We start from the raw sequence: 14470 nt of genomic DNA on the forward strand, positions 1-14470 counted from the left end.
TCCCTAGTCAGCGGCCGCCCGGCCAGGCCCGCCCACCGTGAACAGCTCGGCCGGACAGCCCTGCGAGCACTGCAGGCGCCCATCGGTGGTCATGCGCACCCACTCCACGCCCCAGGCCAGGGCGAGCGCCGGGCCCCCGTCGAAGAACAGCGCGGTGGCCACGGCGTCGGCGATCATCGCGTCGGGCGCCAGCGCCCAGGCCGCCGCCCAGGTGCGCACGGGCACCCCGGTGCGGGCGTCCAGGACGTGATGCAGCCCGTCTCCCCACGCACGGCGGTTCACGGCCGAGGCGCACAGCGCGCCGTCACGCACCTCGACCACGCCCACGGCCTTCCGCGGGTCGTACGGATGCTCCAGGGCGACGCGCTCACCGGAGCCGCGGACCCGGAGGTCACCGCCCGCGTCGACCACGACGTCGTCCGGCACCTCCGCCAGTTCCGTCATCACCAGGTCCACCAGGCGACCCTTGCCGAGCGCGCCGACGTCGAGCAGGGCCGGAGCCGACGCGGTCACCCCGGTCGAGGTCCACGAGACCCGCTCCGTCCAGTCCGCGGGCGCGGCGAGCGGGTCCCGCGGCACGAGCGAGTACTCCCGGTCGTAGCCCAGGGCGGCGAGACTGTCGGCGACGAGAGGGTTGACGGCCCCGTCGGTCGCCGTGGTCAGCGCGCGATACGCGTCGAGCATGGGCGCCGCGTCGGCGGAGGCCAGCGTCCCGCCCTCGCGCCCGAGCCGCGAGACCTCCGAGTCGGCCCGGAACCGCGACCAGGCGCGGTCGAACCTCTCGATCACCGCCGACACGGCGGATCGGACGGGCTCCGGGAGCGGCGATGACGTCTCGATCTCCCAGTGCGTGCCGATCGCCTCGAAACGCCAACCCGCCATGACGAGGCCCCGCGCCTAGGAGGCGGCCTGCTCCTTGATCGACTCGACCGCGTCGTTGAAGCCGCCGCTGGTGAGCGACGACCCCGCGACGCGGCTCACGTTCAGCTCGTCGATGGGCTTGCCCACGACCTCGTCCGCGATGCCGTCGATGAACTGGCCCTGATACTGCTCGGTCTCGGGTGCCTTCGGGTCGCCCGTCACCTCGACGTCGGTCACGACGCCGTCCGCGAGCGTGAGAGTGACCGAGATCTGCTCGACCGTCTCCGGGGTCTGGTACGACCCCTCGGCGGTGTAGGTGCCGTCGTTGTAGGAGCCCGCGGCGTCGCCCCCGCCGGACGACGAGCTCGAACCCGTCGGCGCCGTCGAAGCGTTCGACGAGTCGGCGGCGTCGGGGGTGCCCGCGCACCCCGCGAGCACGACCAGGCCGGCGACCCCGAGAAGCGCGGAACCGGTGCGGACGGACGTGGGTACGGTCGTGCGGATCATGGGGGCCTCCGTGGGTCGGGGTCTGTCGATCCTTCGACGGTAGGGACCGCGCCTATGCTCCGGCTGTGCTGTGCCGATGCGTCAGGCGTCGCCGCCGAACATGCTCGTCACGGAGCCGTCCTCGAACACCTCGTGGATCGCCCTGGCCAGCAGGGGGGCGATCGGCAGGATCGTGAGGTTGTCCCAGCGGCGCGACGCCGACAGCGGGATCGTGTCCGTCACGACGACCTCATCGATCGAGGCGTCCTGCAACCGCTCCGAGGCGGGGTCGCTGAAGATCGCGTGGGTCGCGGCCACGATCACACGGTGCGCGCCGTTGGCCTTGAGCGCCTGAGCGGCCTTCACGATCGTGCCGCCGGTGTCGATCATGTCGTCGACCAGAAGGCACGTGCGCCCCTCGACGGCGCCGACGATCTCGTGCACCGACACCTGGTTGGCGACCTTCGGGTCGCGGCGCTTGTGGATGATCGCGAGCGGCGCACCGAGGCTGTCCGACCACGTGTCGGCGACGCGGACGCGGCCCATGTCGGGCGAGACGACCGTGAGGATCTCGCGGTCCTCCGGGCTCAGCGTGCGCTCGAAGTGGTCGAGCAGCACCGGCTTGGCGAAGAGATGGTCGACCGGGCCGTCGAAGAAGCCCTGGATCTGCGCCGCGTGCAGGTCGACGCTCATGACGCGGTCGGCGCCGGCCGTCTTGAGCAGGTCGGCGACCAGGCGGGCGCTGATCGGCTCACGGCCGCGGCCCTTCTTGTCCTGGCGCGAATACGGATAGTAGGGGGCGACGACGGTGATGCGCTTGGCCGACGCGCGCTTGGCGGCGTCGATCATGATGAGCGTCTCCATGAGCCACTCGTTCACCGGTTCACCGAAGGTCTGGATGAGGAAGAGGTCGACGCCGCGGATCGAGACCTCGAAGCGGGCGTAGATCTCACCCGACGCGAACGTGCGGTGCTCCACCGGCGCGATCTCGGTGCCCAGGGCCTCGGCGACGGCCGCTGTCAGCTCGGGGTGGGAGCGCCCGCCCGCGACGACGAGCCGCTTCTTGGTCTTCGCGATGATCCCGGGGGCCACCCCGTTGTCGCGATCCAGGTCGACCGTCTTCTTCTTCCGGGCCATGCTCCGCCTATTCCGCCGTGTTCTCCCGGGCCGCGGCGTCCGCCGCCCCCGTGCCTGCTCTGTTCTTCTCGACCCACCCCTCGACGTTGCGCTGGGGGGCCACGCTCATGGCCAGGGCACCGGCGGGGACGTCCTTGCGGACGACGGCGCCGGCACCGGTCTTCGCACCAGCACCCAGCCTAACGGGCGCGACCAGGACCGTGTGCGAGCCGGTGTGGACCTCGTCGCCGATCTCGGTGCGGTGCTTGTTCACGTCGTCGTAGTTGGCGGTGATGGTGCTCGCGCCCAGGTTGACCCCGCGGCCGATCGTCGCATCCCCCACGTAAGAGAGGTGCGGCACCTTGCTGCCCTCGCCGATCTCGGCGTTCTTCGTCTCGACGTACGCGCCGATCTTGCCCTTGGCGCCCAGCACGGTGCCGGGACGGAGGAAGGAGAAGGGCCCGACGGTCGCCTCGGCGCCGATCACGGCGAGCGTGGCGTCGGTGCGCCGCACCACCGCGTCCTCCCCCACCTCGCAGGTCACGAGCGTCGTGTCGGGACCGATCGTGGCGCCCGCGGCGACGGTGGTCGCGCGCAGGATCTGCGTGTTCGGCAGGAGCGTCACGTCGGGCGCCAGGGTGACGTCGTCGTCGATCCACGTGGTCGCCGGATCGATCACCGTGACGCCCTCGAGCTGCCAGCGGCGCACGATGCGGGCGTTCAAGCGGCGGCCGACCTCGGCGAGCTGCGCACGGTCGTTCACCCCGAACGTGACCTCGACGTCGTCGACGACCGAGGCGGCCACGCGGTCGCCGTCACGGCGCAGCAGCCCGGGCACATCGGTCAGGTACATCTCGCCCTGCGCGTTGTCGACGCCCACCTGCGGCAGGTACGTGCGCAGCGTCGCGGCACGGAACACGTACATGCCGGCGTTGATCTCGGTGACCGCGGCCTCCTCGGCCGTCGCGTCCTTCTGCTCGACGATGCGGTCGACACCGCCGTCCGCGTCGCGGATTACCCGGCCGTAGCCGGTGGGGTCGTCGACCAGGGCCGTCATGAGGGTGGCCGCCGCACCGGAGGCGCGGTGCTCCTCCAGGAACGCGGTGAGCGTCTCGGCGTCCGCGAGCGGGCAGTCGCCCGAGAGCACGAGCACATCGCCGTCGAAGTCGTCGGGCAGCGCATCGACCGCAACCTGCACGGCCCGCCCCGTGCCCGGCACGTCGTCCTGGTCGACGAACACCGCATCGGGGTAGTCCTCCGCGAGCGCGGCCACCACCTGGTCGCGCTCGTGACGCACGACGACCTCGATGTGCGCGGCCTGCAGCCGACGCGCCGTGGTGAGCACGTGCCCGACGAGCGGTCGGCCGCCGATGGGGTGCAGCACCTTGGGCAGCCGCGACTTCATGCGGGTGCCCTGACCTGCGGCGAGGACGACGATGGCGAGATTGTTCCCAGTCATGCTCCGCCGCCAGGACTCGAACCTAGACCTCACAGCTCCAAAGGCTGTCGTGCTGCCATTACACCACGGCGGACCGCGGCCCCCGCGTGGGCACCGCCCGACAAGTCTGCCACGTCCCCGCTCGTGTTCCGATGCACGCCCGGGTGGCCGACATCGCGACGAAACACGGCTCTGCGATGCTGGGGCCATGAGCGACGTCGTCATCACCCGCATCGCCTCCGCCACGCCGGACCTCGCGGCGTTCGTGTCCGCGCATCACGCCGAGATGCAGGGCACCGCGCCACCCGAGAGCCAGCACGCCCTGCCCATCGAGGGACTCCTCGCACCGCACGTGCGCCTGTTCGCCGCCACCCTGGACGACCGCATCGTCGGCACGGGCGCCCTCGCCACGGTCGACCACGGGCACGAGGAGCTCAAGTCGATGCGCACCGACCCCGCACTGCGCGGCCGCGGCATCGGACGCACCCTGGTGCGGTTCCTCCTCGACGACGCCACCGCCCGCGGGGTGCGCCGGGTGTCGCTGGAGACCGGGCGCGACGACTTCTTCCTGCCCGCGGTCGCGATGTACACCCGCGCGGGCTTCCGCGAGTGCGCGGCGTTCGGCCGCTACCGGCCGGATCCGCACAGCGTGTTCCTGACCCTGGAGCTGCCCGCCCGCGGGTCGGCGGACGACGGGGCGCACGCGATAATGAACGCATGAGCGAGGTGGATGAGGTCGACCGGATCGTCGGCGCGTGGAACACGCAGCGGCCCGACCTCGACTTCTCCCCGCTCGAGGTGCTCTCGCGGATGGACCGGCTGTCGCGTCACCTCGACCGCGCCCGCCGCGAGGTGTTCCGCCGCAGCGACCTCGAGTCGTGGGAGTGGGACGTGCTGTCGGCGCTGCGCCGCGCCGGCGCCCCCTTCCAGCTCTCCCCGAAGCAGCTGCTGCAGCAGACCCTCGTGTCCAGCGGCACCATGACCAACCGGATCGACCGGCTGGTCGGGCGGCGGCTGGTGCGCAGGGAGGCCGACCCCGGCGACGGCCGCAGCGTGCTGGTGACGCTCACCGACGACGGGCGCATCCGGGTGGACGCGGCGATCACCCGGCTGGTCGACGCGGAGGCCGAGCTGCTCAGGGCACTGTCGCGCGGCGACCGCGAACGGCTCGCCGGTCTGCTGCGCAAGCTCAGCCTGAGCTTCGACGCCTGACGCCGCTCACGCGTGCGCGGCGGATGTCGGCGGCCCGGGGCAGGATAGCCACGGATCACGACAAAGGAGCGGCATGCGCATCGCAGTGGCAGGCGGGACAGGACGGATCGGGCGGCTCGTGGTGGAGGAGGCGCGACGGCGAGGCCATGACGCGATCTCCCTCAGCCGCGGCGAAGGGGTGGACCTGACGACGGGCGAGGGTCTCGCGGCGCGACTCGACGGGGTCGACGCGGTGATCGACGCGACCAATCCCCCGGTGTCCGACGTGGCGGAGGCCGAGCGTGTGTTCGCGACGGTGACGCGCACCCTCCTGGTCGCCGGAGCCGCCGCCGGGGTCGCCCACCACGTGGCCCTGTCGATCGCGGCGCTCGATCGGGTGCAGGGCAACCCGCACTACTTCGGCAAGCGGGCCCAGGAGCGCGAGGTCGCCCGCGGCGCCGTGCCCTTCACGATCGTGCGCGCGACGCAGTTCCACGACTTCCCCGCCATGATCGCCGAGTGGTCGATCGTCGACGGCGAGGGCGTCGTCCCCCCGCTGCTGCTGCAGCCGATCGCCCCGGCAGACGTGGCGGTCGCCCTCGTCGAGGCGGCCGCCGCCCCCGCACTGGGCGGATCCTTCGACATCGCCGGGCCCCGCACCGAAGACGCCGTCGACATGGCCAGGCGCACCCTCGCCGCTCGCGGACGAGAGCTTCCGCTGCGCGCCTCGTGGCGCGGTGCGGCTCTGGGCGTCGAGTTCGCGGGCGAGGTGCTGCTCCCCGCCGAGGGAGCCCGGCTCGCCCCCACCACGTTCGACGACTGGATCGCCGCCGGGGCGGACTGAGCCGAGCGGACCGGCGCCGTCGCCTAGGGTGGAGGGGTCCCGCCCCTCCTGCCGAAGGCCGAACAATGGGCATGCCCTCCCCGCTTCCCGTGCGCGACGGCGTCGGCGCCACGCGACTGCACGTTCCGCTGACCGGGGATTGGCCGACGATCGCGGACTACATGGTCGAGCGGTTCTTCCACCTCGACCCCGAGCGGCTGCTCGTGCGGTTCGACCGCGGCGAGATCGTCGCCCGCGACGGACGACCGCTCAGGCGGGAGACGCCGCTGGGCGCCGAGGAGTTCGTCTGGTACTACCGCGAGCCGCCCGTCGAGAAGGAGATCCCCTTCACCGAGGAGATCCTGCACGAGGACGACCACCTCGTCGTGATCGACAAGCCGCACTTCCTGCCCACCACCCCGGGCGGCAAGTACCTGCAGAACTCCGCTCTCGTGCGGCTGCGCAACCGGCTCGGCAACCCGGAGCTCACGCCGATCCACCGCCTCGACCGCGCGACCGCCGGGCTGCTGATGTTCTCCGTCCGCCCCGCCACCCGCGGCGCCTACCAGCTGCTGTTCGAGGATCGACGGGTCGAGAAGGTGTACGAGGCCGTATCGGCCCGGCCCGCCGGCTGGAATCCCTCCCGCTTCCCGCTGGTGTACCGCACCCACATCGAGAAGCACCGCGGAGAGGTGCGCGTGCAGGTCGACGACACCCGGGAGCCCAACTCGGAGACGCTCATCGACGTGATCGACGCCGACGACCGCGTGGTGCACACCCTGCTGCGCCCGCACAGCGGCAAGATGCACCAGTTGCGCGTGCACCTGGCCGCGCTCGGGCTCGGCATCCTGCACGACGGCTTCTACCCGGAGCTGCTGCCCGAGCAGCCCGACGACTTCTCCCGGCCCCTGCAGCTCCTGGCGCGGGAACTGCGGTTCCTCGACCCGCTCACCGGTGAGGAGCGCGTGTTCACCACCCGCCGGAGCCTGCAGGACGCCCCGGCGCGCTGACCCGCGCCCCACCGGGGGTCAGCGTCGCATGATCCTCCGGGCGAGCCGCGTGCCCAGCAGCTGCACCAGGTGCACGAACACCACGATCAGGATGATGGCGGCCCACATCACGATCGGCTCGAACTGCCGGAAGCCGTAGATCTGCGCGAACGCACCCAGGCCGCCGCCGCCGATCAGACCGGCCATCGCGGTCATGTCGATGAGCGCGACCACGATGAACGTGTAGCCGAGGATCAGCGGTCCGAGGGACTCCGGGATCGCGACCGTGAACAGGATGCGCCACGGTCCCGCCCCCATCGCCCGCGCGGCCTCGATCACGCCGGGCGACACCGACACGAGGTGCTGCTCCACGATGCGGCCGATCGCGAACGCCGCCGCGAGCCCGATGATGAACGCGCCCGCCGTGGTGCCGATGCCCGACCCCACCACGAGCCGCGCGAACGGCTGCGCGACGGCCATGAAGATCACGAACGGGATGGGTCGGAAGAAGTTGACCCCCAGGTTGACGAGCACCGAGACGACCCGGTTCTGCAGGAGTCCACCGGGGCGCGTGATGTAGAGGATGATGCCGATCGCAAGACCGAGGATCCCTCCGAGCACGAGCGCGAACGACGCCATGTACAGCGTCTCCAGTGCGGCCGACCAGAACTCGGGCCACAGTTCGTTCAGACGATCCATCAGCGGGCCTCCTCTGCGGCGATCACGGTCACGTCCACGCGCTCACCGATCGTCGTGAGCGCCCTGTCGATCGCGGAGGAGTCTCCGCGGATCGCGAGCGTCAGGTGCCCGAACGCCCTGCCCCGGATGTCGTTGATGCCGCCGTACACGAGCTCGAAGTCGAGTCCGGCGGCCGCGAGGTCGAGGAACACCTGCGCCTGCGACGAGTCGCCGTCGCGGAACGAGAACGTGACGAGACGCCCGCGATGCCGCTCGCGCAGCACGGCGAGCTCGGACGGCGACGGCACGCCCTTCACGACCGTGCCGACGAAGCGCTGCGACGCCGGGTTCTGCGGCGCCGAGAACACGTCGAACACGTCGCCGCGCTCGATCACGCGACCGTTCTCCATCACGGCGACCTTGGTCGCGATCGTCTGGATGACGTCCATCTCATGGGTGATGACCACGATGGTGACGCCCTGCTCCTCGTTGACCCGCTTGAGCAGGTCGAGGACCTCGTGCGTGGTCTGCGGGTCGAGGGCGCTGGTGGCCTCGTCGGCGAGCAGGATCGCGGGCTTGGTGGCCAGGGCCCGGGCGATGCCGACGCGCTGCTTCTGGCCGCCGGACAGCTGCTCGGGGTAGGCCTTCGCCTTGTCGGACAGCCCCACGAACGACAGCAGCTCGGTCACCCGCGCCTCGATGTCGGGCTTCGACCAGCCGGCCAGCGTCAGCGGGTAGGCCACGTTCGACCGCACGGTGCGCGAGGAGAACAGGTTGAACTGCTGGAAGATCATGCCGATGCCGCCGCGCACGCGGCGCAGTTCGCGTTCGCCGAGCGTGGTGAGATCGACGCCGTCGACCGTGATGGTGCCGCTCGTCGCCGGCTCCAGGGCGTTGATCAGGCGCACCAGCGTCGACTTGCCGGCGCCGGAGTAGCCGATGATGCCGTACACGTCGCCCTGGTCGATGTCGAGGGTCACGTCGTCGACGGCGACGACCTCCGGTTCACCGTGACTGCGGGAGGGGTAGGTCTTGGACACGTTCGTCAGGGAGACGATCGGCATGTGCTGCTCCGGTCTGGGTCTCGGGAAACGGAGAATCGGGCGACGCGAGAGGCGCCACCCGATTCTCCCTCATGGGGTGGGGGTGCCCCGCACCCCCACTGCGTCACTTCTTCGCGTCGGCGTCCTTCTGGACCTTCTCCAGCGAGGCCACGAGGTCCTTCACCGGGGTCTGCAGCGCCACCGCCGTGCCACCGGAGGACTCGAGGAGTCCCGCCTGCACGTCCTCGTTCGTCTGGAAGATCTCGACCAGCTTGTTGTAGGTCTCGTTGTCGGCATCCTCTGCGCGGGCCGCGAAGATGTTCACGTACGGCAGGGCGCTCGGGTCCTCGGGGTCGTCCTGCGCGATCGCGTCGTCGAACGTGAGCCCGGCGTCCTCCACGAAGTCGTTGTTGATGATCGCAGCGGCGACATCGGGCAGCGAGGTGGGGATGAGCGCCGCCTCCAGCGCCTTCACCTGCACCTTCGACTTCTCGGTGTCGACGTCGGCGAGGTCGGAGTAGGGCGTGCCGCCGCTCTTCAGCTCGACGAGGCCGGCCTGCTGCAGCACGTTCAGCGCGCGGGCCTGGTTCGACGCGTCGTCCGGCACGGCGACGGTCTCGCCCTTGGGGATGTCGTCCACGTCGTCGTACTTCTTCGAGTACAGGCCGAGCGGGTAGATCGCGGTGGAGCCGATCGGCGTGAGGTCGGAGCCCGAGGCGTTGTTGTACTCGGCGAGGTACACGATGTGCTGGAACTGGTTGAGGTCGATCTCGCCCTCCGTCAGCGCGGGGTTCGGCTGCTCGTAGGAGCCGAAGTCGACCAGCTCGACCGTGATGCCCTCGTCGGCGGCAGCCGCGACGAAGGCGGGCCACTGCGCGTCGCCCTTGCCGACGACCCCGATCTTGACGGTCTCGTTCTCCGCGTCGCCGGAACCGGCGTCGGAGGAGGCCGTCGCGCATCCGGAGAGCGCGACGAACAGCGGGACCGCGGCGAGCGCGGCGAGGACGGTGGTGGTGCGGCGGGACATGATGAGGGGGTTCCTTCCTGGCGGGACCCGACTACGTTAGGCAGGTCGGGCGCAGGCGGCGGAATCGCGCCGTCACACGGCGTCACAGGTCCCGGCGGCGCCCGGGGCGGACCACCGGGTGAGGGTCAGTCGAACTCCTCGATGCCCTGCAGACGCACCTGTTCGAGGTCGAGCCGGGCCGAGATGCGCCGCACCACCAGGTCGTCCACGGTCCCGGCGCTGCGCAGCCCGAGCAGCACCTCGCGCTTGCGGTCGAGCAGCGCGAGCTTGAGTCGCGTGTGCTCCTCGTGCCGGATGAGCGGAGAGCGCTGGGCCAGGTCGACGTCGGCCGAGGTCGCGATCATCTGCAGCACCGTGCCGTCGCTCGACTCGGGGTCGACCGCGCCGCCGACGCCGCCGTCGGGTTCCGGCTCCCCGGTGCCCTCCTCCCCGCCGATGCCCAGGGGGTCGGGCTCGCCGAGCATGTCGTCCAGCGCCTCGGCCTCCGCGTCGATCAGGGCCTGCTCCCGCGCCAGGGTCCGGGCGTTCGCGAACTCCAGGTTGCGATACCCCTCGGCCCGCACGTGATCGCGCACCTCCGCGCCGACGCCGTGCTCGGCGGCCAGGTCGTCCAGCGCGGCCAGAGCGGCGCCGGAGATCGCACGCTCCGCGAGCTCGAACTCCTCGGCCTCCGCGTGGTCGACCGGGAACCGCGCCCAGCGCACCAGGGCGGGCAGCATGGGGGCCTGCGCGAGCAGACTGAGCAGGATCACCCCGGCCGTCACGAGCACGATCTCGTCGCGGCCGGCGATCGCGCCGCCCTCGGTCACGGTCGTGGGCACCGACAGGGCGATCGCGAGCGACACGGCTCCGCGCATCCCCGCGACGGTGGACACGAGGCGCGCACGGGAGCGCGAGCCAGGGGCCGGGCGGGCGGACGGCCTGCCCTGGAACAGCACGTTGAGCAGCTGGAACAGGTAGCGCACGACCAGCAGCGTGGCCCACACCGCGAGCGTGATCAGCACCAGTCGCCCGATCACCGACGGCGGCACCTCGTGCACCACGTACTGCACCTCGAGCCCGATGAGCACGAACAGCGCGCCGTTGAGGAGGAACACGCCGAAGGGCCACGCCGCGTCCGCCTGGCGCCGCGACGCCGCGGTCGTCACGCGCGGCGACACCCAGGCCACGATGAGTCCGGCCACGACCACGGCCAGCACCCCCGAGGCGTGCACCATCTCGGCGACAAGGAACGCCGAGAACGGCACGAGCAGCAGCGTCACGTTGATGACGATGGTCGACGACATGCGACGCAGCAGCAGGTACGCGATCGCGGCGACCGCGACGCCCGCCGCGACCCCGCCGACGTACGACACCAGCACGTCCCACGTGACCGAGAGCGGCGTGACCTGGCCGCCGAGCGCGAGCGACACCGCGATCGCATACAGGACGAGCGCGGTGCCGTCGTTCGTGAGGCTCTCCGCCTTCAGCTTCATGAACATGCGTCGCGGCAGCAGACGTCCGAGCGCGGCGACCGCGGTGGCATCGGGCGGGGCGACGGCGGCGCCCAGGATGAGCGCGACCTCCCACGGCATCCCGAACAGCACGCCGATGCCCGCGACCGCGAACGCCGAGGCCACCACGAGCAGGGTGCTCATCGGCAGGATGTAGCGGAAGTCGCGGCGGATCGAGCGCAGCGACGTGGTGAGGCTCTCCCAGAACAGGATCACGGGCAGGAACAGCAGCAGCACGGTCTCCGGCGGCAGCTGCACCTCGCGCAGCTCCGGCACGAAACCGAGCAGCAGTCCGAGCAGGACGAGGACGAGCGGGAGCGCGAGACGCACGCGCGGGGCGATCAGGGTTCCGACGAGGATCGTGAGTCCGAGCAGGACGGTGACTTCAAGGCCTTCCATCCCTACCTCCCAACGCTATGGGGAGAAGGATATTCCTGGTCTCAGCCGATCTGTTCGGTGAGTTCGAACCAGCGCAGCTCGAGCTCCTCGATCTCGGCCTCCTGCGCCGAGATCTCCTTCATCCGCTCCCCCAGTCCGGCGTAGTCGGACTGGTCGTGGTCGGCGAGTGCGTGCTTGGCCGCGTCGACCTGCGCGGTGAGCTTCTGGATGCGTCGTTCGAGCGCCGCGACCTCCTTCTGCGCCGTGCGGAGCGCGGCACCGTCGAGGCCGGTCGGTGCCGCCGCAGCGGCACTCGCGGAGGGCTTCGGCCCCTCGGCCTCCACCCGCTCGCGCAGCCGCAGGTACTCGTCCACGCCGCCGGGGAGGTGGCGCAGCCGTCCGGCGCCGTCGGGCCCCGGGAGGATCGCGTACTGCTGGTCGGTCACGCGCTCCAGGAAGTACCGGTCGTGGCTGACGACCAGGAGTGTGCCCGACCAGGAGTCGAGGAGGTCCTCGATCGCGGCGAGCATGTCGGTGTCCATGTCGTTGGTCGGCTCGTCGAGGATCAGCACGTTGGGCTGGTCGAGCAGCACGAGCAGCAGCTGCAACCGGCGCTGCTGGCCGCCCGAGAGGTCTTTGACCGGTGTCGACAGCTGCGCCGACGAGAACCCGAGCCGCTCCAGCAGCTGACCGGGCGTGAGGTCTTGCGCCTTCGACCCGGCGCCGAGCGTGTAGGAGGTGCGCAACCCGGAGATCACCACGCGCACCGGGTCGTTCCAGTGCGGCGTGAGCTCGTCGAGGCGCTGCGTGAGGGTGCGCACCTGCACGGTCTTGCCGCGCTTGACCCGGCCCTCTGTCGGCTCGACGGCACCGGAGATCAGCCCGAGCAGCGTGGACTTCCCCGCCCCGTTCACCCCGAGGATGCCGGTGCGCTCCCCCGGTGCGATGCGCCACTCCACGTCCTTCAGCACCGTCTTCACGCCGCCGTCCTCGGTCGGGTAGGTCACGCCGACGTCGAGCAGGTCGACCACGTCCTTCCCGAGCCGCGACACCGCGAGCGACTGCAGCGACACCTTGTCGCGGATCTCCGGCACGTCCGCGATCAGCTCGTTGGCCGCGTCGATGCGGAACTTCGGCTTGCTGGTGCGCGCGGGGGCGCCACGGCGCAGCCACGCGAGCTCCTTGCGGGCGAGGTTCTGCCGCTTCGCCTCGGTCGCCGCGGCCATGCGGTCGCGCTCGACCCGCTGCAGGATGTACGCCGCGTAGCCGCCCTCGAACGGCTCGACGATGCGGTCGTGCACCTCCCACGTCTCGGTGCAGATCTCGTCGAGGAACCAGCGGTCGTGCGTGACGACCAGCAGCGCCCCGGCATTCGGGGACCAGCGCTTCTTCAGGTGACCGGCGAGCCAGGTGATGGCCTCGACGTCGAGGTGGTTGGTGGGCTCGTCGAGCGCGATCACGTCCCAGTCGCCGGTCAGGAGCTTGGCGAGCGACACACGCCGCCGCTGGCCGCCGCTGAGCGATCCGATCCGCGCGTCCCACGGGAGCTCCCGCAGCAGCCCGTCGATCACATCGCGCACCCGGGCGTCGCCCGCCCACTCGTGCTCCGGCACGTCGCCGACCACGGCCGCGCCGATCGTGAGGTCGTCCGGGAGCGTATCCGCCTGGGTCAGCACACCGATGCGGGTGCCGCCGCGCACGGTCACCCGGCCGGAGTCCGGCTCCTTGGTGCCGGCGAGCATGCCGAGGAGGCTGGACTTGCCGTCGCCGTTGCGGCCGACGATCCCGATGCGGTCCCCCTCCTCGATGCCGAGGGTGACGGAGTCGAAGACGACGCGGGTCGGGTATTCGAGGTGCAGGGCTTCGGCCCCGAGAAGATGTGCCATGTCCTCTCCAGGGTAGTCGCGGATCGCGGGCCGCCCGCCCTGTCGTCAGCGGGAGCCGAAGAGCTCCGGCAGTGCCGCGGTGAACACGTCGAAGTGGCTGTACCAGACGGTGTGCGCCGCGCCGGGGATGCTCCGCACGCGGACGCCCTCGTGCTCGAACCGGCGCGCGTCCTCGTCGGTGACCCACGCGCTGGGGTCGGCGCGGACGACGATTGAGCCCGGTGCGGCGCTCCAGTGCCCATCGGAGCCGCACGACACGGACGCGGCCGTCGCGGCATCGAACCGCTCGGCCGCGCGGGCCTCCGCCTCGGCATCGGCGACCGAATAGAACGGACGCGCGCGGCGCAGCTCGGCCGGCGACAGGCGTGCACGCCGGTCGTGTTCGTACTGCGACACCAGCGCCGCGCGATCCTGACCGCCCTGCAGGGTCAGCGCCGCGTCGACGTAGACGGCGAGCGCCGGTTCGAGTCGCGGGGCGGCCGCGGCGAGGACCGTGGCACCGAAGGAGTGTCCCATCGCGGCGATCAGGGGCGGGCCGGGGGTGGCGGACGGGGGCTCGAGGAGGCGCGCCAGGGTCTCGACGACCGCGTCGGCCGCGCTCTCGATCGTGAGCTGCGGATCGCGCGGCGAGAGTCCGTGACCGGGGAGATCGAGCGCGAGCACGCGGAAACCGCGCTCCGTCAGCGCGGGCACGACGCGGTGCCAGCTCTCGGCGGAGCCCATCATGCCGTGGAGGAGCACGACCGTGTGCTCGCCCGAACCGGCTTCGACGACGTTGAGAAGCATCGCGTCAGTAAACCACGACCGTTACCTTTCCGTGACCTGACTTTCGTCCACACTCGTTCGATCCTTTGTTCGAATGTCGGTGGTCGGTGATGGAGTGAAGTCATGACCGCGCTGCTCGACGCCACCGACTCCCAGCGGGCGATGCTCGCCGAGCTGGTCGCGGGCCTGGTCGCGGCGGAGCAGACGCTGAGCAGCATGCAGGCCGCCCGCGACGGCTTGCTGGCCCTGGCCGGGCGCCTCGCGGTCGACATCGCCCGGCAGGGGCGCCACCCCGA

14 protein-coding genes and 1 tRNA gene are annotated in these 14470 nt (G+C 71.3%); 4 read left to right on the forward strand and 11 right to left on the reverse strand.

The annotated features are described in order from the left end of the window. Positions 1-3: 3 nt before the first annotated feature. The 5 genes from DW299_RS08390 to DW299_RS08410 form a co-directional block, all read right to left on the reverse strand. Positions 4-882 carry an FAD:protein FMN transferase gene (locus tag DW299_RS08390; protein WP_136036314.1) on the reverse strand — a complete coding sequence of 293 codons (879 nt, stop codon included), beginning with the start codon at positions 880-882 and terminating at the stop codon, positions 4-6. A 15-nt stretch (positions 883-897) separates the two neighbouring features. Beyond that, positions 898-1368: an FMN-binding protein gene (locus DW299_RS08395; RefSeq protein ID WP_136036315.1), complete on the reverse strand. Its 471-nt coding sequence runs from the start codon at positions 1366-1368 to the stop codon at positions 898-900. Between the two features lie 81 nt (positions 1369-1449). After that, a complete protein-coding gene (locus tag DW299_RS08400) occupies positions 1450-2484 on the reverse strand; it encodes a ribose-phosphate diphosphokinase (protein ID WP_136030418.1) in 1035 nt (344 codons plus the stop codon). A 7-nt stretch (positions 2485-2491) separates the two neighbouring features. Beyond that, positions 2492-3922 carry a bifunctional UDP-N-acetylglucosamine diphosphorylase/glucosamine-1-phosphate N-acetyltransferase GlmU gene (glmU, locus tag DW299_RS08405; RefSeq protein ID WP_136036316.1) on the reverse strand — a complete coding sequence of 477 codons (1431 nt, stop codon included), beginning with the start codon at positions 3920-3922 and terminating at the stop codon, positions 2492-2494. Position 3923: 1 nt separating this feature from the next. Beyond that, a tRNA-Gln gene (locus DW299_RS08410) sits at positions 3924-3995 on the reverse strand. 114 nt (positions 3996-4109) lie between these two features. Between DW299_RS08410 and DW299_RS08415 the strand changes: the two genes are divergently transcribed. From DW299_RS08415 to DW299_RS08430, 4 genes are all read left to right on the forward strand, one after another. Beyond that, positions 4110-4622 (forward strand): GNAT family N-acetyltransferase, encoded by a 513-nt coding sequence (locus DW299_RS08415; protein WP_136036317.1) that lies wholly within the window; start codon positions 4110-4112, stop codon positions 4620-4622. Beyond that, complete coding sequence (locus DW299_RS08420) at positions 4619-5113, forward strand: MarR family winged helix-turn-helix transcriptional regulator (protein WP_136030425.1); 495 nt, start codon at positions 4619-4621, stop codon at positions 5111-5113. The genes DW299_RS08415 and DW299_RS08420 overlap by 4 nt, the downstream gene beginning before the upstream one ends. 73 nt (positions 5114-5186) lie before the next feature. Next, positions 5187-5936 carry an SDR family oxidoreductase gene (locus DW299_RS08425; RefSeq protein ID WP_136030427.1) on the forward strand — a complete coding sequence of 250 codons (750 nt, stop codon included), beginning with the start codon at positions 5187-5189 and terminating at the stop codon, positions 5934-5936. Between the two features lie 71 nt (positions 5937-6007). Further along, positions 6008-6925, forward strand: a complete 918-nt coding sequence (locus DW299_RS08430) for a pseudouridine synthase (protein WP_205814355.1) — start codon at positions 6008-6010, stop codon at positions 6923-6925. Positions 6926-6943: 18 nt separating this feature from the next. Here the strand turns inward: DW299_RS08430 and DW299_RS08435 are convergent, their stop codons facing one another. From DW299_RS08435 to DW299_RS08460, 6 genes are all read right to left on the reverse strand, one after another. Next, on the reverse strand, positions 6944-7603 hold the full coding sequence (locus DW299_RS08435; RefSeq protein WP_136030431.1) for a methionine ABC transporter permease: 660 nt from the start codon (positions 7601-7603) through the stop codon (positions 6944-6946). After that, entirely contained in the window at positions 7603-8646 is a 1044-nt protein-coding gene (locus DW299_RS08440; RefSeq protein WP_136030433.1) for a methionine ABC transporter ATP-binding protein, read from the reverse strand. Before DW299_RS08440 ends, DW299_RS08435 begins: the two co-directional genes overlap by 1 nt. A gap of 103 nt (positions 8647-8749) precedes the next feature. Then, entirely contained in the window at positions 8750-9652 is a 903-nt protein-coding gene (locus DW299_RS08445) for a MetQ/NlpA family ABC transporter substrate-binding protein (RefSeq protein ID WP_136036319.1), read from the reverse strand. 125 nt (positions 9653-9777) lie between these two features. Beyond that, the gene (locus DW299_RS08450) at positions 9778-11544 is read right to left on the reverse strand and encodes a Na+/H+ antiporter (RefSeq protein ID WP_136036320.1); all 1767 of its coding nucleotides are present in this window, start codon (positions 11542-11544) and stop codon (positions 9778-9780) included. A gap of 41 nt (positions 11545-11585) precedes the next feature. Beyond that, positions 11586-13409, reverse strand: a complete 1824-nt coding sequence (locus DW299_RS08455; RefSeq protein WP_136036321.1) for an ABC-F family ATP-binding cassette domain-containing protein — start codon at positions 13407-13409, stop codon at positions 11586-11588. A 45-nt stretch (positions 13410-13454) separates the two neighbouring features. After that, a complete protein-coding gene (locus DW299_RS08460) occupies positions 13455-14195 on the reverse strand; it encodes an alpha/beta fold hydrolase (RefSeq protein WP_136036322.1) in 741 nt (246 codons plus the stop codon). Positions 14196-14470: the final 275 nt, after the last annotated feature.

Source organism: Microbacterium sp. K35, assembly GCF_004794375.1.
Classification (GTDB): domain Bacteria; phylum Actinomycetota; class Actinomycetes; order Actinomycetales; family Microbacteriaceae; genus Microbacterium; species Microbacterium sufflavum.